Source organism: Haloferula sp. (genome assembly GCF_049672945.1).
Lineage (GTDB): Bacteria > Verrucomicrobiota > Verrucomicrobiia > Verrucomicrobiales > Akkermansiaceae > Haloferula.
The window spans coordinates 62,538-82,412 of record NZ_JBATWY010000020.1; the positions used below are offsets into that span (position 1 = coordinate 62,538).

Genomic DNA, 19,875 nt, shown 5'->3' on the forward strand with positions numbered 1-19,875 from the left:
TCATGACATACGGCTATCCTCTCCTGATCTGATCAAATCCCCCCAAAATACTCTGGCACCTTGGATTGCTGCGTCGACGGAGACTGGGTCGTGCTGCCGAATCCAATCACCGCTCCGACTCCCGCGGCATGAGCCCCACCGAGGCGGGCTGCCACTTCAAACTCAGGCAGCCGATACTTGGCACGGGCGCGGGCGAGCCAGACGCTTCCAAGGCTGATGAGGAGCCCAAAGGTCGAAACGGAAAAAAGCGCGCCCCATTCCCACCAGAAGGCATCGAACATCTTTTTCAATGCATCGGCGCGCGTTGGAACCGCTCCGGGTGCCACCTCCTTCCTTTCTATCGTTGATGCAACGGGGCCCTCGCCGACCAAGCCTGCGGCTCGCTCGATCCAGTAAATTCTAATCGAGGTCTGCACACAGAACGCCTCCAACTGGGAAATCGAGTCCGATCGTTCCAAGGAAGCAAGGATCGAGCTTTGAAGGATCCGTCTTCGTTCCGCATCCGAGACCGAATCGGTCAATCCGGGGCTAAGGAAAATTTCCGAGCGCTGAGGAGCTCCAAGGTAATAGAACAACGTGAGGGAATGTCGCCCTTCACCGAAAAACCGCTCACTGATCTCCTCCTCGCGGACCTCTCCGGGAATTTCCTGCTCGGGACCGAAAAGATAGACATGAAAGTCGATCTGGGAATCCGCCGAGTGATAGTTCAGGAAGGCGAGTCGATCCCGCATTGCGGTAGGATCAAGCAAACCTTGGGGATCGAGCAAAAAGGTCTCAGGACGATGCGCGAAGTAACGGTCCAGAAACTCTTCCGGGATTTCATCCGCCCGGCGTTCTTCCGTCATTTCGGCTGAGGTCGGTGGCTGCATGGCGGTCGACTCAGCCGGGTAGGTCTCAATCTCCGTCAACAGCAATCCCCCCCCCGGCACCCACTCATCGGAGCTCACCATTTTGCGAGACTCTTCGGACCAGTCCGGAAGATTCAGCACTGGATCCGCAGCGCTGAGCGCCATGGCAGGAAGAAGCCAAGCCAGGGAAACCTTCACGCTTGGACCTCCTTGACTGCCGACCGACGATGTCCGGCGCGAATCCGTTCCGCCACCTGCCTCGCAGCGAGAGGCGGTGCCACGCGCCGTTCGAACCTTTCAGGGTCTGCTTTCGCCTGGCGACAACGCTTGATCAGAAGTTTGGTCAATTGTTCCAAACCCCGAACGATGCCTTCGCTGTAACGGCCTTCGACCCAGTAGGCATGGGCGCGACTCAAGAAGAGAAAACTATCCTCCTCCGTGAGAAAGGCGTCCAACCCATACCCCCAAGTGATGCCCGCCGACTTCGCATCAGGATCGATGGTCAGAAGAATCCCACATGCGTTCGGCCGATCGATCCCAATATCTTGAAAGGCCGCACGATTGAGCAGCCAGAAACCAAACTGCCGGACATCGCTACGGCCCTCGGCCCGGCTGGTGTAGACGGCAAAAAACAACTGAGGGAAACGTCTCTGGAAACGATCCATCGCCAATTCCAACTTCTCACGCTCGGAACTCCTCATCAGGCCGGCTTGATCCTCAAGCCTCCGGATCACCACATCATCCGCGCCGTAGCGCTCATCCGCCGCCCCAATCCCGAATCCACAATGAGGGCAGCTTTCCGCGCCGCGATGGATGATCTGGACACAGCGAGGGCATTTCATGGGCGACCCCCGGAAGGTAGTCAAAACGGACGTCCTTGGTCAAAGCGAAAGATCAAGGTTTCCTAAGATCCTGACTTGCATCCCCCAGCCCATCGGATGACTACCGCCATGCGTCCTTCGGAAGCTCACGAAATTCGTGCACTTTCTGCTTGGCAAGGCTGGGGCCTCGTTGCAGTGTCCGCGCCCGCCCGCATTCGTCCGGGTCTCCAACGAACTTTCCGCAATCTATTATGGCCGTCGCTATTCGTCTAAACCGCCAGGGAGCCAAGGACCGTCCCTACTTCAAAATCGTCGCCGTGGACAGCCGCAAGCGCCGTGATGGTCGTTATATCGAGCAACTTGGCACCTACGACCCGATGAAAGAGGGTGAGAACTATTTGATCGATCTTGAAAAGGCCGACAAGTGGCTTGGCGTTGGAGCAAGGCCATCGGAAACGGTCGCCAGTATCATCCGCAAGGCCCGCACTTCTGCAGCCAAGGCGTAAGGCCGCCAGTCTGGATTTTCATCTGCCGCTCCCTGATCATCGGGGTGCGGCAGTTTTTATTTCATTGATCCACTCTCCGCCTCAGGCCCTCGGTTGACTTGCCGCCGGAGTCGTGTCCAAGGCGGTTTGTCCGCAGCAGAACTCACACGATTTTTTCAACAAATACCCCGCTGGTCCTTGCCGAGCGGGTGTTTTGTGTCTGGATTGCCCCCCGACCAATTTCCATGGACTACGCCAGCCTCATCTCCCAACGCCGCCGTCGCTTTGCCGAGGTCTCTGAATCCATCGAAGACCCATCGCTTTTCGAGGATTCCAAGCGCGCCACCGAAGTCATGCGCGAGCACCGAAGGCTCAAGGAAACCCTCGAGCTTTGGGACGAATTGGAGAGCCTCAGGGATCAGGTTTCCGACAATCAGGAATTGGCCAAAAGCGAGGACCAGGAACTTGCAGCCATGGCCAGCGAGGAGCTTCCCGAACTTGAGGCACGCATTCCCGACCTTGAGGAGAAGCTTCAGTATGCGCTCCTTCCCGCCGACCCGGATGAGGATCGTGATGCCTTGGTTGAAATTCGAGCAGGTGCCGGCGGCGATGAAGCGTCGCTCTTCGCGGCAGAGCTCATGCGAATGTATCAGCGCTACGCCGAAGGCCGTGGATGGAAAGCCGAGCACCTCGGAAGCAGTCCATCGGATGTCGGTGGCTTCAAAGAAGTTGTCCTCCGCGTGACCGGTGACGAAGTGTTCCGCTACTTGAAGTACGAGAGCGGCGTCCATCGGGTCCAGCGCGTGCCCGCCACCGAAACCCAAGGACGCATTCACACTTCGACCGTTACGGTTGCCGTCCTACCTGAAGCCGAAGAGGTCGATGTGCAGATCAGGCCCGAAGATCTCCACATCCAGGCCACCCGCTCGGGCGGTCCCGGTGGACAGCACGTCAACACCACCGACTCAGCAGTCCAGGTCACTCACCTCCCCACGGGAATTCAGGTGAAGTGCCAGGACGGGCGGTCCCAAGGGCACAACAAGGAGCGCGCCCTTCAGATTCTCCGCAGTCGGCTCTACGAGGCCAAACAGCGCCAAACTCAGGAAAAATATTCCGCCACGCGCCGGGCACTCATCGGCTCAGGCGATCGCTCGGAAAAAATCCGCACCTACAATTTCCCCCAAAGCCGCATCACCGACCACCGGATCGGACTGACGACCCACAATCTCGATGGTATTCTCGCCGGGGACCTTAGTGAGATCACCTTGGCGCTCCAACGAACGGAAATGGCCGAGCGATTGGCGGAGGCGGAGTCGGGATCACGCTTCTGAGTCGGAGTCCCTTGCCCGGATTCCCGGTCGATGGAAGATTCCGAGCATCTCCATTCTTTCGAAAAAACGATGCGAACGGCACCGGAAAGACTAGGAATTCATTGAAGGTCCATTCACTTTGGCCGCGTTCGACCGCCTAACGATGAGTTCCGCTGTTCAGATTCTCAACCAAGACCGCATTCCCGCCACGGGTTGCCTGGTAGTCCCGGGGCGCCTGGATGCGAGCGAATTTGCTTACCTCACCAACCTTTTCGCTGGCCGTGCGATCACCTGGCTCATCGAAGAGTCTTCCGCACTCGATCCCCAGCTTGAAGCCCTATTGGAAAAATCCGGGGCGGGAGCCGCGTTTTCTGACGGCGATAGTGATCTGTCGGCGGCCGGCGAACAATTGAAGGCGTCAATCGCAAACGGAGCGGTCCTGATCTACGTTCCAGAGAAAAAATCGGCCCGTCCCTCCATCCCCTGCCACATTCCCGGGAAGACCATGGCTTCACTTGGGACACTTGGCTTGCCCATGTTGCCGATCGCGATTGACTACCCGCAGGAGGCCGCTCTTTCCATCGAGCGCCTGGGCTCACTCCCGCGAGCTATCATTGCCGTTGGGTCATTGATTCCTGCAAAAACCGCGAGCGGTTCGGCGCTCAGACAAGGATTTCTCGAAGCGGCCGAAGAGGCCTTTTCCAGCCGCTCATTTCTTAAAGGTTCGCTAGCCACCGCCCTCCTCGAAGGACTGAAGAAACATGGTGGCCGCACCAAGCTTCACGACGGCTCGGACGACTCGACACTTGGATTTGATCGGGTGTTGGCGGCGGCTCTGATGCTTTCGAAGCACATCAAGCAGGAAACCGACAATGCCAGAGTCGGAATCATCCTTCCTTCCGGCAAGGCGGGACTGGTGGCCAACCTTGCGGTCCTTTTTGCCGGCAAGACGCCGGTCAACCTCAACTTTACTGCCAGCCATGAAGCCATTCGGTCATCGATGAGGCAGGCAGACCTGGACCGTTTCATCACGGCGGATCCATTTGTAAGAAAGGTCCCCTCCTTTCCCTGGCCTCCCAACCGGGACCTCATCTTCATCGAGAGGGTTCTTCCGACGCTCAAAAGCAAGATCATCGTTTGGGCCATCCTCAGCAAGATCCTCCCGGCGAAGGTCATCGGTAGCATCTTTGGCATCGGCAAGAAAAAGGGCGAGGATGAGGCGGTCCTGCTTTTCACCTCGGGATCGTCCGGAGAACCGAAGGGTGTAGTACTGAGCCACCGCAACATGTTGGCAAACGTCTGCCAGTTTTCCTCAAGACTCAGCGTCAAGGATGACTCAAAGATTCTGGGTTGTCTGCCACTCTTTCATTCCTTCGGCTGCACCGTCACACTCTGGTTTCCTGTGATTGAAGGCATCGACCTCGTCACTTATCCGAACCCCCTCGAGACCAAGCGCCTCGGCGAATTGATTGCCCAGCACAGCGTGAATATCCTGCTCGCCACGCCGACGTTCCTTCGTGGCTACATGAAGAGGGTCGAGCCTGAGCGGCTCAAGTCACTCGACCTGGTCGTCACCGGTGCCGAGAAACTTCCCGACAGTCTTTCGGCCGCCTTTGAAGAGAAGTTCGGCATCCAACCCCAAGAGGGCTACGGGCTCACCGAAACGTCTCCGGCGACCAATGTGAATTTACCGGATCCTTCTGCGGGACTCGGCCGGGGAATGATTCCCTCAACGCGCCCCGGTTCGGTCGGACATCCTCTTCCCGGTATCGCGGTGAAACTCACCAACCCGGCAACCGATCAGGACTGCCCGCTCGACCAGCAGGGCATCATCTGGCTCAAGGGCGCCAATGTGTTTCCAGGCTACCTGAACAACCCGAAGAAATCCGAAGAAGTCCTGAACAGGGACGGCTGGTTCCGCACCGGTGATGTGGGCCGCATCGACGCTGACGGCTTCCTCTACATCGAAGGCCGAATCTCCCGCTTCTCGAAGATCGCCGGGGAAATGGTCCCCCATGAGACAGTTGAAGCGGCCATCAACAAGGCTCTTGGCCTCGATTCGGAAGCAGAGCGCAAAATCGCCATCGTCGGAATTCCAGACGAGCAAAAGGGTGAGGCCATCATTCTCCTTTCAACGATCGCCGGACCAGCTCTCGAGCAAGAGTGCATCGATCTTCGCTACAAGCTGATGGATGCCGGCCTGCCCTCCTTGTGGTGCCCCAAGTCGATTGCTCCCGTGAACGAGATCCCCGTTCTTGCTTCCGGAAAACTTGATTTGAAGGGCTGCGAAAATCTCGCTCTCAGCAACCGTTGATCCGACCGAGGCACCCCTCGTTGCCTGGCGGTTACTTGATGACGATGTCGCCCAGGTTCTCGCTCCAGATCCAGACTTCGTCACCTCCCCGGCCTTCCCGTTTCTCGTAGACGAACCAACCGTAGGTTTCGTTCCAAAAGAAATCGTAGCAGCGGACTCGGCGAACGCGGGATCCCTCCTCGGCAACCGGATGGATCGAAGTGACGCGACGCACCTGACTCGCCTCGAATCCTTCGTCCGACTTGGTTCCGGAAATGATCGAAGCAATGGCAATCGGCTTTTCGCTGATGTCGTTGAGAAGGGCAATCAGCCGCACCGCAGCCTTGGGATCAAGGTCGCCAGCCGGTTCCGCGGAAAACGCCGACGTCAGAAGCAACAAACCGGCAAGGAAGGGGAAAATGAATTTCACTCACGTCATGACGACACCGAGGGAAGTTCTATTCAATCCGAAACTCCACCGAGCTCATTCGAAAAAGGCCCCACCACTGAATTCCTCGATATCAATTTCAATCTGTTAGCCATCAACAAGGTCACAATATCACAGGTGCTTATTATAAACACCGTCGTCAGGGTGTTGAAAAACTCTGCTAGAATTGAAGTGCCATGAAATTACTACCCCCCCTACTGGCAATCCTCCTTTCAGCGACCGGCTTTGCCAATACTGAGAGCTGGAGGAGCCTGACAAAAATCGGCCAGACGATCCAACTGGAAGCTGGTGAAGTCGCGATGGTGGTATCGGTCTCGAAGCCGATCTACCTGAGTATCGATCGACCCGAGAAGTATCCGACCGCGCTGCGTCTCCGCCCCCGTCGCGAAGTTCGATCCAACTACTATTCCACTTACGATGAACGCAGTACCCAGGGAGTGGATTGGCACCGACCCTTTCCGGTTGCCGGCCCGTGCACCATCCGGCTTGGGACTTCTGCAGTCGTGACCATGCGAATGGTATCCCCGCCCAAGGAGTAGCCATTCCCGCTGACGCTTGCGATTTCACGTCAGACACGGAGCAAAGCGCTTGGAAGTGATCTACTCGTAGATCCCTTCGAAGACGCCTCCACCCAGTAGCCTGCCGCCGTTGTAGAAGGCGCAAATCTGACCGATGGCCAAGGCGCGCTGGGGGTTGTGGAAACGGACTTCGATCCCTCCTTCGACCGGCACCAGCTGACAAGGCTCGGGCTTTGCTCGATATCGAGGAAGCGCGTCGACGCTCATCGGGTGATCAAATGCTTCGTTGATCGACGAAAGCATGCCCACCTTGCAGCGCGTTGCATAAAGACCCGCGGTTGATGCTTCGTCCCAACCGACCACAAGCTGGTTTGCTTCGAGATTCTTGGCCACCACCACATAGGCCATGCCACTTCTGGGTGAGGCGACGCCATGCCCTTTCCGCTGGCCGAGCGTGTAGAGATGCAAGCCGTCGTGCTGCCCGAGAACCTTGCCGGAGGTGTCGACAATCTCGCCAGGCTTGTCGGGAAGATAATGCCGGATGAAGTCCCGCATTTTGATCTCGCCAATGAAGCAGATGCCCTGACTGTCCTTTTTTTCAGCGGTCGGAAGATCATGTCGACGGGCCACCTCCCTAACTCGAGGTTTGAGCATTTCTCCAACAGGAAACATCGCATGCTTCACTTGCCGCTGGGTCATCAACGCAAGGAAATAGCTCTGATCCTTGTTGGGATCGGCGCCTTTGAGCACCGCCGCCTCTCCGTTGGTGAGGAGACGCCGCCGTGCGTAGTGGCCCGTAGCAACCGCTTCGAAGCCCTGATCAAGAGCGTAGTCGAGAAAGACTCCGAACTTCATCTCACGGTTGCACCAAACATCTGGATTCGGTGTGATGCCCGTGCGGTAGCCCTCGACCAGATAGTCCACGATCCGCGTCTTGTATTGATCGATCAGATCCACCACGCGAAACTCGATACCCAGTTTCCTCGCAACTGCCAAAGCATCCTCAAGGTCCTCCTCCCACGGACAGTCGCCCGGCAAACCTTCGGCATTGATCCAGTTCTTCATGAAGGCACCTGAGACCTCGTGCCCCTGCTCAATCAGCAGTGCCGCGGCCGCCGAACTATCGACGCCGCCTGAAAGTCCCACCAGCACCTTCGCCATGGCGCCGATTCAAGCCCCCCCCGCCACCCTGCCAAGTGCCGATTTTCACGATTTTTTGACATTGGAACATTGGAAATTGAGGTTTTCAGGCGCAGCCTGTCCCCGTGTCTGCCAGCGCCCGCTCACCCCTCTCCGGTTGTACGATCCTGATTCTTGCCGTCCTGATGCTGGTGTTTCTCATCGGGTTCTCCATCTGGACCCCATTCCGTCAGGCAAAGGAAATCGAGAAATTTACCCAGCCCGAAGCCAAACCTCTGCCGGTGCTGTCCCTGGAAACCGAGTCGATCGCCGCCCAAAACCTGCGGGATCGTTTTGAAAAATTCCGCGAAGATCTTGCCGATGGAACCAAGGAAGCAAGGATCGAGCTGGACTCAAACGACATGAATCTTTCCGTCGCCATGTTCCCCGCCCTCGAGGAACTCCGCGAATCGTTCTGGGTTCGGGAGATCGAGGACGATCAGTTGGTCATCGACATCTGTTACCGGCTCAATGGTCGACCGCGTCTCGCCAAGGAAGGCGAAGACGGTCCGATCACCGCTGATCCCCTCTATCTCATCGGCACCATTCATGGCAGTCCCTTCCTGTCGAAACGCGAACTCGTCCTCAACGTGGACAGCCTCGATGTTCCGGGGGCGGAAGTGGCGGAAGGGTTCATGGGACACTTCTCGAGTCTCAGGATCTTCGAAAAAAGCCTGAATGATCCTCAAATCGGACCCGCAATGGCCCAATTGACCTACGCCGGCATCGAGGACGACAAATTGGTCCTCGCACGAATTCCCGGCGATCCCGTGCCTGATGTGGTTACCGACGAGACTTTTCAGAGCACTGGCGGCAAGATCGCTCTGTTCCTCGGCGGGGCGGCGCTCATTTTCGTCTTGCTGGCGGGGACAGCTCTGTATCTTGGTTACCGCAAGCAGCTGGAGAAACTTCAGAAATCTGAAGAGACAAATATCCCGTCGTCAGACGCTTGAAGTCGAAAATCAGTCCATCGCCCCGAATCACCCCAATACCCCGAAATGAAGTCCACCGTATCCCGAATGTCTCTCCTTACCCTGGGTCTCGCCGGCTCACTGATCGCCGAACCCCAGTCCAGCGCGGCAAGCGCGGCGACGCCCGCAGTGAAGGCGGAGCTCGTTCAAGATGCTTCCGACGCCAATTCGACGGCCAGCGCGAAGCAGAAGGCCCCGAAAGTTGACAAGGCGGCCAAGCAGCAGGAACAGATGAAAAAGGAGCAAGAGCGTCTCGCACTCGAGAACGCTCTCGCAGATGAAAAGGTCAGAAAGGAGACGACAAGACTCCGTACCGAACTCGCGCGATTGAAAGCCGAGAGCGAACTCATGGCGGGACGTCTCGCCCACGCGGCCCAGAAGCGGGCGGTGGATGACGAGGCAAAGAACGCCCGTCTTGAAAGTGAAAAACGTCAGCTTGCACGCGAGGCCGAACTCGAAAAGGCCCGAGCGGAATTGCTCACCCACCAGCTCAAGTCAGCCCAGGCTGAAGCAGGTATTGAGGTCGCCAAGCTCCAGGGCCAGATTCAACAGATTGAGATGGAGGGCAAACGCAAGGACTACGCCAATGGTGAGCCCGAGTATCTCATGAAGCCGCTCAAGGAGGATGGAACGCTGATCATTTCCGACAGAAGGATCGCATTGAACGATGTGATTACAGGCGACACGGCGGACAAGATCACCGACCGCATTCACTACTTCAACAATCAGAACCCGAAGTATCCAATCTTCATCGTAATCGATGAATGTCCCGGTGGTTCGGTCATGGCGGGTTACCGCATTCTCAAGGCGATGGAAGCCAGCGATGCCCCGATCCACGTGGTGGTGAAGTCATTTGCCGCCTCGATGGCAGCTGCAATCACCACGCTTGCCGAAGAATCCTATGCCTATCCCAATGCGGTGATTCTTCATCACCAGATCAGCGCCACGGTTTTCGGTCGAATGAACCTCACTCAGCAGCAGGAATTCTTCAAGGAAAGCCAACGCTGGTGGGACCGGCTCGCGACTCCCATCGCCGACAAGATGGGACTGACCAAGGAGGAATTCATCAAGCAGATGTATGAACGATCCACCAGCGGCGACTGGAGTGAATTTGGTGAGGAAGCCCAAAAACTCAACTGGGTGAAGTATATCGTCACGGGAATCGATGAATCGTCGTTTCGGATCAATCCCGACGCCGAAGAGGCCAAGGCGAAATCGGCGGCTCAGAGAAGTTCGCTGACCGAAGCAGTCGACGAAGACGGTCGCCCGGTGAAATACCTGCCAAGGATCAATTCCAAGGACGTCTATTTCCTCTACAATGCTGACGGCTACTATCGCGTCAGGTAAATCGACTCAAGGTCAGCTTGATCAAGCAGGGCGAAGTCCATCACGGGCTTCGCTCTTTTCTTTTGCCTGATTCTTCAGTTCACCGGGACTGGATCGCAGTCGGATCGCTCCGGTTTCCACCTCAGATCGGCTGGGTGAAAATCAACATGTCGTAGGCAAATTTCCAAAATAATACCTCATATGGATTTTCAGCACTGAAAACTTGGCATCGAGATGATGAGCACTAGAATCTCACCACTTCTTACCCCGGAACCATCGCCATGAGCAGCCAAGCAATTTCAGAGAACGAGGTCATCGACCTGGACGCCCCCAAGAACGAAGCAACCAGCGAGTCCCCATTCGCGAAGTGGTGGCATTTTTTCAAGCGCTCGGATCGGCCGAGAGCCAGCTGGTTCAGCGGCCGCTTCGGCAAGCGCGCCGACTACCTCAGCGAGTTTCGAGAGGAGCGCGAGAAGCTGGTTGCCACGATCGAGCAACTCACCGAGCGCATCGAGAAGGCCGAAGCGAAGAGCAAGCCGATGCTGACGCTTGACCCGATGCCGGTGATGAAGGGCATTGAAAGCCTTTCGACCGGACAGAAGGAAGTCTCGACGGCACTCCACTCATTGAATGGCCTGATGGAGCGCGCCGGGCAAACCGACCAGCAGCTGATTGCGGCAATGACCCAGGTCGATGCAACCCTCGGTGGCGTACGCTCGACCCAAACGGAAACGATCGGAGCTCTGGTGAATGTCGGCGAGAAGATCGACCATGCGAGCTTCCGCTTTGAGGACCTCTTTGAGCGGATCAGCAAGGCAGAGCAAGCCATGGCTGAGGACTATCGCCGGCTTCAACATCGCACACTCTACGCCATCGCCATGATCGCAGCGGCGGTGATCGTCGTCCTTTGCCTCTTCATGACCTCGCCTTGGGCGTGATCATTCGTTGTTAGGCAGACTACCAACCTTGAGGAAAAGTCGTTCCTCCGAGCCTGCGGGAAGCAGGGAATTCGGAATGGTCACCGTCGTTTGATCGGCCGGCCATGCAGCGGCGCTGAGGTCACCGACCTCCGTCCAGCCGCTCATATCGGTCGAGACGGCCACCCGGTAGCGACGACCAGGGATGCTCTTGAACATCGCCGAGTAATCACCGCCACTCGTCGCTTCCAGGTTCATCACCCGAATCACGCTCTCGGCGTCCAACGGATTCGTTCCGATGCGGGACTCCTCAAGATCACTTCGGCCATCCTGATCACTGTCTGCCTCGGCCGATAGAGTACCGAGGCTCGGGGAGAACACGAGTTCCCAGGAATCCGCCAAGCCGTCAGCATCCTCATCTTCCACGCCTCCGAAGCCGAGGCTGATCGAGAAGAGGTAGGATCGCTCGGTCACCTCTGATCCATAAGGATGAGGAACAAGCGGAGCCTTGCCCAATTCGAGTGTCGCTCCGACATGGTCGGGGTCATGATAGCGGTAGAACAGCGAGTCGCCTCCCTCGATGAAGGCGATCGCTCCATTGGATGACCCGCCGCTGCCGTCGGCGAAAGAATCGACGAAGCCGCTGGCGATGGTTTCTCCATTCGCCACGCTGATCAGGGTGGTCCCGGCTGCGAATGGCACATCGTTGAGCCCGACCGCATAACTGACCCTCGATTGCCCGACGGCGAGGACCGTGAAGTCTTCAGGCCCATTGACTCGAACGACAAATGGCGTGAGCGGATCGGTGACTCTTTGCGCTTCGAAGCGGAAACGATCCACGCTGATCGTCAGGGTATCCCCTGTCGTATTCGTAAAGGTGTCGCTGAGATTGATGGCAAAGTTGGAGCTCGCTCCATCAACCTGGCGATAACCGGGCTGACCCGGCGAGTTTCCGACATCAAGAGAGGCCACGGTGAAACCAAGCGAAAAGTAGTAGTCACGATTTTGAGTGGTCACGAGGTTTCCTCCAGAATCCGGAGCTGAGCCAAGCGAGATGGATCCAGCATCGGATTCCGAACTTCCGCCGCCATGCCAGACCTCGGCACCGCCATCACTCCAGCGGATCACCTCTCCGGAACTGCCGCCGGAACCATTCGGCAAGGCATCGATGAATCCCAGAGCCAGCGTCTCACCGGGGCCAACGGTGACGCTCGAGCCACTCTCATCGAACAGCACTTCGTTTTCGCCAATGCTGTGGACCATCCTTGTGGTGCCGATCGCAAGAACGGTGAAGTCGTTATCTCCGTTGACTCTGACGACGAACGGAGTGAGGGGCTCGTTTGCCTCGAGAGCATGATAACGGAAGCGATCCAGTGACACGACGAGAGGGAGCAGACCGCTGTTGACGTAGAGGGCTTCCTTGTTGATGACGATGTTGGAGAGCCAGGGATCGGCGCCTGCCGCTCCGCTTGGATCACCTGGCATGCCCAGCGTTCCCCCGGCAAAGAAGCTCTGTGATCTCGAACAGGAATCCGGTGTCATGCCGAGGATCCAACCCGCCAGTTCTGAAACCGCCTGCTGATCGATTCTTCCTTTGGCGACGGGCGGCATGGCACAGCACTCGTCGATCGAATTCATTCGCTGGAACATCACCGAGTTCTCCAGGCTTCCCGGCTTGACCACGGCCGGAGCCGGCAGGCCAAGGCCCTCGATCACCGGTCCGCAAACGATCGCCTGATTGGTAAGCGGAGTCGAAAGCCGTGTATCAAAGAAGGCTCGCGAACTTCCGCCCGGTTGATGGCAGTGCGAGCAGTTGCTGTCGAGATACGAGCGCATCCTCCGCTCGGCACTCTCCGATGGATCGTCCGGCTCTGCTGATGTTAGAATGCCGACAAGGTCTTCAACCTTCATGACCTCGGGGATGAATCCCGCCGCGCTGAATGATTCGATCTGATTCCCGGTCACGCCATTCGGGTAGGTCACCTCACGGTTCAGCTGACGGGTGTTGATGCCAAGCAACCATCCCGATGATTCGGAGTGACACAGCAGGCACTGGCTCCTGCTCGGATAGAGGTAGTTGAAGGTTTCGCCTTCCAGCGTCATCTCTTCGACAAGCCCATCCTCAAGTCGATCCGCATCGCTTCCGTCGCTGCGCCATTTGTAGCTGACACCACCCCAGCCGTCATTGGCCCGAACCATCAGGCGCGTCTCCACCGGCACGCCATTGTCCGGGCGTTCGAAATGTTTGACCACCACACTGCCAACCGGCAACTCCCATGCCTGGCTCTCGCTGTAGACGATTCTCTCTTCAGGATCATCGGAAACACCGTCGTTTGGAATCATGACCCAACGCTTCTTCAGCATCCCTGCACTCCAGAGTGGATTGTTCACTTCATACGGGACCATCGAGGGCACGGGCGTCAGTGTGCTCACGTCCGAAAACACGCCCGCCTCCGAAAGCAAGGCCGGGTATTGCCATTCAAGTCCGGTGGAAGCCCCTTCGGGCTTGATCCGCGAAATCAGTCCGTTTCCGGAAACACCGGCCCCCATCTGGAGGACGAGGAGTTCATTTGAAGTGTCGACACCGAAAGAACCGAGCCCTTCCCAGTACGTCCTTACCCCGCCAAATCCGATTTGCTCGACCGAGACCGTCGTCTGGGTCGCCTCATCATATTCCAAGGCGTAGATGATCTGCGTGCTGAAATCCCCGAAGATGTATTTCCCGACCAGACTCGGCAGCGCCGAACCCCGGTAGACGTAGCCGCCGATGATGCAGGCTCCCACGCTCCGCCCGTAGTCATGGACCGGCGCGCGCTCGACGCCCGCAACGGGAGCCACCTCGGCAAGCAGTCCGGCGTTGATGATCGAACCCTCGCCATAACGCCACTGGAAATTCAAACCCGGGGCATCGAGAATGTTGACCTCTTCCCGCTCACCCGCACCCACGTCTCCGATCCAGAAGCGATCCTCAACCGGGTCGTAGCTCATGCGATGAGGTTCGCGCAGCCCGATCGAGTAGAATTCTTCCAGTAGCGACCCGTCACCCGTCACCCAGGGATTGTCGGCCGGAATCCTGTAGCCTTGTGTAAACGAATCATAGCCGCCCGGCGCAGCGGTCAGTTGTCGGCTGATTGGAAGATTGAGAGGCGACTCATCCACATCGATCCTCCAGACCCCGGAGCGGGCGCGGTCGTTGAGTTTCTGCGTGTGGGGCCCCGCACCGTCGCGGTCGGTTCCTTCGTCACCGAAGGCAATGTAGAGATAACCATCCCCACCGAAGGCGAGGCCACCGCCTTCATGGCCCAAGGTCGTATCGTACTGCTGAATGAGAATCTTCTCGGATGACGGAACAAAGGCCGAGCCATTCCAGGTGAAGCGGGCCAGGCGATTGTAGAACGGCAAACTCGCGTTGGGCTCACCCCCTGGCTGGCTGAGATCCTCGTTCGGATTACTCAGGTAATAGACGTAGAGGTAGTCCTTTTCCTCACCCTTTCCAAAGCGCGGGTGAAAGACGCAGGACATCACACCCCCGTGCTTCTGACCGGCGACGCCGTCCCAGTCGAGATACCAAACCGGATCCCGGAGATCGAGAACCAGCTGGCGGCTGGTGGTGTCGTCGTCATCCGTCAGCTTGTAAAATCGACCATCCATTTCGGTGATCATCATCTGGTCGCCGGACTCCGGCCAGGGACGGGCATCGATCGGAGACTCCCAGTCGAAGTTCGGAAACGCCTCAACAAGCTCCGTCCCGGTCGGCACGACCGATGAGTCAGGCAGCACGCCGCCGGCAAAAGCATCCACAGGTTTCGGACCACCAAAGGCTGCCAGGCCTTCGCTGTAGGGACGAATGCTCGGCTCGGTGGTATCGGGAAAATCCGCGGGAACGAAGTTGCCGGGATCCACACCGGCGCACCACTTCAGTGCCCTCACCAGCGTCTCCTGAAAGGCCGCACAGCGCATTCCGACCGGTTCCGTCTGATAGATGTCAAGGTGGCCGTAGGTCGATGCGTAAACACGCCCGCTCCCGTAGTTGACGGTCCACTCAACAGGCCATTGCCTTGCCGCTTGTCCATCCGGCGGAGCAGGATCGAGCGCATAGGAAAGGACCGTTAGATTATTCGCAGGCCCGCGGGCGTAGTGCACCACTTCGAGGTCCGCTGCCATCCACTCCATCGGCAATCCCGCATGGATCGGATGATTGCCGAGTTGCTTGACCAAGACGTCAGTCCGATCGCCGTGGCCTGCCTCGGAGCCCTCAGTTGGCAAGAAATACTCGAAGCTCTTGTCCGGCTTGATCGCCACAGCGGTACCCGCCGTTCCAATCGGCCAACCGAGACCAATCATCTCCTGATACTCCGCCCAGTTGACGAACGATTGGTTCGCTTCGTGGAATGCAAGGAATCCTCCGCCCGTTGAAACATAACTCTCAAACGAAGCCTTCACTGCTGCGGGCCAGTCGGCCTCACCGTCTCGACTTCGGTAGCCCGACATGACCACGTCGTAGGCGGCGAAGTCGGGATTCCAAGTGGCCCATCCAGGATCACCCGCCGTCGCCGGAGTGACGCTGACCTCGAGGTCGAATGAACCATCTCTCGAAAGAATGGACTCAAGAATCTCAACCCGACTTTCCCAGTCGTGATTGCTGGCACCCTCGATGAGCAAGACTTTCACTTCGGCAGCGGCCGAAACAGTGAGCGCCAGCAATGCCGCTATCAGCGGCAGTCTTTGAGGGGAGAACATGGATTGGGGGGATGGAGCAGCCAGCTTGCCATATGCTGGTGACGTGCGCGAGGTAGTATATCACTACGCCGACTTTGATTATCAATAACTCAGCCCCAAAGCCAGCGATTATGGCCTTCCCTACGTGATTATGTAAGGCGTTCGCAAGGACTCAGACCTTCTCCAGCAGTGAAGTCCCGGTCATTTCAGCAGACTTCTCCAATCCAAGCATGTCGAGCAGGCTTGGCGCGACATCCGCCAGAATCCCATCACGAACCTTGTAGCTGTCCGAGTCGGTGGCGACGTAAATGGCATGCACCAAATTCGTCGTATGGGCGGTGTTCGGAGAGCCATCCGCGTTGATCATGAACTCACAGTTGCCGTGATCCGCAGTGATCAGGAGCTTGCCACCCAGGCGCAGGGTTTCTTCGACGATTTTGCTCACTCCTTCGTCGATCTTCTCGCAGGCCTTGATCGCGGCCTCGACCACCCCCGTATGTCCGACCATGTCCGGATTGGCGAAATTGAGGATCACCAGATCGTAGTCCTTCAGCCGCGAGATGACGATGGCCATCACCTCGTCCGCGCTCATCTCCGGCTTCAGATCATAAGTGGCGACATCTTTCGGTGAGGGAACAATGGCTCGATCCTCACCTTCGTAACTCTTCTCCACCCCCCCATTGAAGAAATAGGTGACGTGCGGATACTTTTCGGTCTCGGCGATACGCAGCTGTTTCATCCCGGCGTTCGATACAATCTCTCCCAAAACCATTTTCAGTTCCTCCGGGGCGAAAATGACATCGCAGTCGTAGTTGGCATCGTACTCGGTCAGGGTGACGTAGTTGACTTTCGGACGACGGCCCGCCTTGAAAAGCTTGAAGGGCCCTTCGGAGAGGAACACTTCAGAGAGTTGCCGCGCGCGGTCGGCTCGAAAATTGAAGAAAAGCACCACATCACCACTGCGGATTCGCTGCTTGTTCGCATCGCAGAAGACCATTGGCAGCAAGAACTCATCGGTCTTGTCCTGATCATACATTTCGGCCACCGCCTCGGATGCCAGCAGTTCGGTCTCCTGTCCCTTGCCATGCACGATCGCATCCCAGGCAAGCTTGACCCGGTCCCAGCGTTTATCTCGATCCATGGCATAGTAGCGACCGACCACCGTCGCGATCCTTGCCCCATGCTTGGCAATCTCATCTTCCACATGGGAAAGGTATCCGGCACCTGCCGTCGGCGAGGTGTCACGACCATCGGTAATGGCGTGGACGAGGATGTCCTTCACACCCGCTTTCGCCGCCATGGCCACCATGGCACAAAGATGATCCTGGTGACTGTGCACCCCGCCGTCGGAAACAAGTCCGATAAAATGGAGTCGCTTGCCCTTCGCCTTCGCCGCCTTCATGGCGCGTTTGAAGGTCTCATTTGTCTCCAGCGTCTTCTCCTCGATCGCCTTGTTGATCCGCGTCAGGTCCTGGTAAACGATGCGCCCGGCGCCAAGATTCAGGTGGCCGACTTCCGAGTTCCCCATTTGGCCTTCCGGCAGACCAACGTCGAGGCCGGAGGCACTGACGAATCCCTTGGGATACTTGGCCAGCATCTCATCGTGAAACGGCGTATCAGCGAGCAAAGTCGCATTGCCGTCCTTTTCCGCCGTCTCCTGGCCGCCGGGATTGACGCCCCAACCGTCACGAATGATGAGAACTACTGGTTTCTTTGCCATGTCGCGGCGGATTTAACCCCCACCCGCGCCGCCGTCCAGCGACAAGCGGCGCGCAAGCCCTGAAATCATCAGAAGCCGGGGTCTCGAATGCGCTACTCCTCGGGATCCTCGTACCAGGGTGTCTTCGTCTGGATGCTCTGTTGAAGGTCGGCAATCACCTGGGCGCCAAGAAGCACGATGACAGCGGCCGCCTCCATCGTCAGCAGCACGATGATGGTGGTTGCCATCGACCCGTAGACGGCGTTCACGAAAGACAGATGCATGAAATAGCCCGTCAGCAAATACCGCAGACCCTCCCACATCGCCGCGGCCGTAATCCCGCCGGCCAGTGCCAGCCGGAATGAGATCCTCGTCGCGGGCATGATCTTGTAAAGCGTGGTGAAAAGAAGCACGAGACACAGCCAGCCACCTACCCGCATCGCGATCGCTGCCGTTTCCTGAAAGGTGAAGTCCACGCCTCCGACTTCATAGGTGCGGGCCTGCGCCGCCTCGACGAGTGCCGTCAGGATCGTCAGCACCACCAAACCCAAGGCAACGAGCCCAATGAAGAAGTAAGGCAAGAGCGCCGATACCCAGAATTTCCGTTTTTTCACGAGGGCTGGACGATGAAAAATGATCGCCATTGCATTCTCCAGAACCCGGAAGGCGACCGAACTGAAAAAGAGCAGGATGACGACGCCAATCCAGCCCGCGAGTTGGCGGCTTTCCATGAAGTCCTGCAGAAGCTCGGTCACCATCGGTGCGGCACCCGGTGCAATCAACGCGACCTCGGTCTTCAGGGCCTCCAGCAGCAACTTCTCATCGACGAAGTTCGAAAATCCGACGACGAGCACGGCCGACAGTGGAATGAGCGAAAGAAGTGCATTGTAGGCGACCGCCCCGGCCAGCAGCAAACCATTGTTGCGAAAGAAGAAGTCGCGCAGCACCCGGAAGGCGAAACGAACGAAGGGCGGCAGCGGAAGGTTCACTCAGGAAACCATTCAACAGATGTCTGGATCCGTCGAGAGTGAGCTTCGATCGGAACCTCGGCATCATCCGACCTGCAAAGTCAATGCATGGGAAGCTCAGCAGGGAACGATCCGCCGAGCAACGAAAAGGCGGCAACCCTTTCGGGTCGCCGCCTTGGAAAAAGAAATTGATTCCTTGGGTTTAGTAGCGACCGCCACCACCACCGCGGTCTTCGCGCGGACGGGCTTCGTTCACCTTGATCGAACGACCATCAAGGTCGGATCCATCAAGCGCTTTGATCGCGCTTTCCATGGCATCCTTCGATCCCATGGTCACGAAGCCGAAGCCACGTGGTCGACCGCTTTCGCGATCGGTTGGAAGGTGAACATCGGTGACTTCTCCATGCTGTGCGAACACATCCTGAAGTTCTTGGCTCGTTGTTTGGAACGAGAGGTTTCCTACATACATTTTCATATCGTATCAGTGGTTCACACACGACGCTGTCTCCATAGACTGTTCCCGCTCATCGGGTTTCAGATTGTCGTCGGATCCCAATGAATCCGCCCGCCAACACTCCATGCCCTGATTTTGCAAGAGGCGTGAACCGGCAGGCCAAATGACAGGGTTTCGAGGCCAGTGCCACAAGAATCGAAGAAAAACCCGGATATTGGTAAAGTTTCCCGATATATCCGGAACCATCCTGAAGAGATCAGGCACTCTTCCCGCCAACGCTGACAGGCCGACAAAGCACAAAGGGTGAGACCACCAAAGCCTCGAACTCGGTCGCCGTCCCCTCCCACTGAGAGACATGCAGGGCTTCGATTTTCACCAGATCACCGGACCTCAGCCAGGTCTTCACTTGCTCGGTTTCATCCGCTGCAATGCAGGCCCCGACCCGCTTGAGGGGAAGCTCAGGATCGACAAAGAAAAGCACTCCCGACTGGAAATGCGGCCGCAGGTAGCTCCAGTTGACCTGCCCTGTGAAATTCTCCAACTTTTCCTCATGACTCGTCGAATCCTCACCGAGGAGGGCATACTTCATCGGTTCCGGACGGGAGTTTTTCGAGCGACTCATCAGGTTCCGATAAAACGCCGAACGAATTCATACAAGTGCAAGCGAAAATGCTTCAGGTGACATGAATTTCATCCTCCAATTGGTTTGCTAATCAACGGCCCACGGATAGGATGTTTGTGACTGCTGTGTGCGTCCATTCAGGCAACGTGCCCGGACCACTCTATTATTACGGGGCTTTCGCCGATTCCTTCATGGTCATGCCTTCACTGGAAGACCGGAAAAGGGACGGTTGCCCCACTTGTTGAGACACAGGAACGTGGCTCACCGAGCCTGGGACGGCACGGCGGTTTTCTTTTT

The 19,875-nt window shown here is 57.4% G+C and carries 16 protein-coding genes and 1 other RNA gene; 8 read left to right on the forward strand and 9 right to left on the reverse strand.

All coding sequences use genetic code 11. The features are described from left to right. Positions 1–32 precede the first annotated feature (32 nt). Positions 33–1,013, reverse strand: coding sequence for a hypothetical protein (locus WBG04_RS01745; RefSeq protein WP_424312622.1), 981 nt, complete (start codon positions 1,011–1,013; stop codon positions 33–35). Between the two features lie 29 nt (positions 1,014–1,042). Beyond that, positions 1,043–1,690 (reverse strand): TPM domain-containing protein, encoded by a 648-nt coding sequence (locus tag WBG04_RS01750; protein WP_424312623.1) that lies wholly within the window; start codon positions 1,688–1,690, stop codon positions 1,043–1,045. Between the two features lie 230 nt (positions 1,691–1,920). On the opposite strand from WBG04_RS01750, the gene rpsP reads away from it, so the two are divergent. The 3 genes from rpsP to WBG04_RS01765 all read left to right on the forward strand — a co-directional run bounded on the left by rpsP (position 1,921) and on the right by WBG04_RS01765 (position 5,778). Next, a complete protein-coding gene (rpsP, locus tag WBG04_RS01755) occupies positions 1,921–2,175 on the forward strand; it encodes a 30S ribosomal protein S16 (protein WP_424312624.1) in 255 nt (84 codons plus the stop codon). Positions 2,176–2,399: 224 nt separating this feature from the next. Continuing rightward, positions 2,400–3,485: a peptide chain release factor 1 gene (prfA, locus tag WBG04_RS01760; protein ID WP_424312625.1), complete on the forward strand. Its 1,086-nt coding sequence runs from the start codon at positions 2,400–2,402 to the stop codon at positions 3,483–3,485. A 142-nt stretch (positions 3,486–3,627) separates the two neighbouring features. Next, positions 3,628–5,778, forward strand: a complete 2,151-nt coding sequence (locus WBG04_RS01765; RefSeq protein WP_424312626.1) for an AMP-binding protein — start codon at positions 3,628–3,630, stop codon at positions 5,776–5,778. A 31-nt stretch (positions 5,779–5,809) separates the two neighbouring features. Here WBG04_RS01765 and WBG04_RS01770 read toward each other — a convergent pair whose 3' ends face one another. Continuing rightward, the gene (locus tag WBG04_RS01770) at positions 5,810–6,187 is read right to left on the reverse strand and encodes a hypothetical protein (RefSeq protein WP_424312627.1); all 378 of its coding nucleotides are present in this window, start codon (positions 6,185–6,187) and stop codon (positions 5,810–5,812) included. Positions 6,188–6,381: 194 nt separating this feature from the next. On the opposite strand from WBG04_RS01770, the gene WBG04_RS01775 reads away from it, so the two are divergent. Then, on the forward strand, positions 6,382–6,744 hold the full coding sequence (locus WBG04_RS01775) for a hypothetical protein (RefSeq protein WP_424312628.1): 363 nt from the start codon (positions 6,382–6,384) through the stop codon (positions 6,742–6,744). 60 nt (positions 6,745–6,804) lie between these two features. On the opposite strand, the gene mnmA is transcribed toward WBG04_RS01775, so the two are convergent. Then, positions 6,805–7,884 carry a tRNA 2-thiouridine(34) synthase MnmA gene (mnmA, locus tag WBG04_RS01780; protein ID WP_424312629.1) on the reverse strand — a complete coding sequence of 360 codons (1,080 nt, stop codon included), beginning with the start codon at positions 7,882–7,884 and terminating at the stop codon, positions 6,805–6,807. Positions 7,885–7,988: 104 nt separating this feature from the next. Between mnmA and WBG04_RS01785 the strand changes: the two genes are divergently transcribed. The 3 genes from WBG04_RS01785 (at position 7,989) to WBG04_RS01795 (ending at position 11,137) form a co-directional block, all read left to right on the forward strand. Next, the gene (locus WBG04_RS01785) at positions 7,989–8,855 is read left to right on the forward strand and encodes a hypothetical protein (protein WP_424312630.1); all 867 of its coding nucleotides are present in this window, start codon (positions 7,989–7,991) and stop codon (positions 8,853–8,855) included. Positions 8,856–8,921: 66 nt separating this feature from the next. Continuing rightward, positions 8,922–10,220: an ATP-dependent Clp protease proteolytic subunit gene (locus WBG04_RS01790; protein WP_424312631.1), complete on the forward strand. Its 1,299-nt coding sequence runs from the start codon at positions 8,922–8,924 to the stop codon at positions 10,218–10,220. Between the two features lie 260 nt (positions 10,221–10,480). Then, on the forward strand, positions 10,481–11,137 hold the full coding sequence (locus tag WBG04_RS01795) for a hypothetical protein (protein ID WP_424312632.1): 657 nt from the start codon (positions 10,481–10,483) through the stop codon (positions 11,135–11,137). Here the strand turns inward: WBG04_RS01795 and WBG04_RS01800 are convergent, their stop codons facing one another. The 5 genes from WBG04_RS01800 to WBG04_RS01820 all read right to left on the reverse strand — a co-directional run bounded on the left by WBG04_RS01800 (position 11,138) and on the right by WBG04_RS01820 (position 19,578). After that, entirely contained in the window at positions 11,138–15,856 is a 4,719-nt protein-coding gene (locus WBG04_RS01800; RefSeq protein ID WP_424312633.1) for a PQQ-dependent sugar dehydrogenase, read from the reverse strand. It lies immediately after the preceding gene. A gap of 151 nt (positions 15,857–16,007) precedes the next feature. Next, entirely contained in the window at positions 16,008–17,555 is a 1,548-nt protein-coding gene (gpmI, locus tag WBG04_RS01805; RefSeq protein WP_424312634.1) for a 2,3-bisphosphoglycerate-independent phosphoglycerate mutase, read from the reverse strand. A 92-nt stretch (positions 17,556–17,647) separates the two neighbouring features. Continuing rightward, entirely contained in the window at positions 17,648–18,523 is an 876-nt protein-coding gene (locus WBG04_RS01810) for a YihY/virulence factor BrkB family protein (RefSeq protein ID WP_424312635.1), read from the reverse strand. 181 nt (positions 18,524–18,704) lie between these two features. Continuing rightward, positions 18,705–18,977 (reverse strand): RNA recognition motif domain-containing protein, encoded by a 273-nt coding sequence (locus WBG04_RS01815; protein WP_424312636.1) that lies wholly within the window; start codon positions 18,975–18,977, stop codon positions 18,705–18,707. Between the two features lie 235 nt (positions 18,978–19,212). After that, on the reverse strand, positions 19,213–19,578 hold the full coding sequence (locus WBG04_RS01820) for a DUF2288 family protein (protein ID WP_424312637.1): 366 nt from the start codon (positions 19,576–19,578) through the stop codon (positions 19,213–19,215). Between the two features lie 114 nt (positions 19,579–19,692). Between WBG04_RS01820 and ssrS the strand changes: the two genes are divergently transcribed. Further along, a non-coding RNA gene (gene ssrS / locus WBG04_RS01825) (6S RNA) lies at positions 19,693–19,872 on the forward strand. Positions 19,873–19,875: the final 3 nt, after the last annotated feature.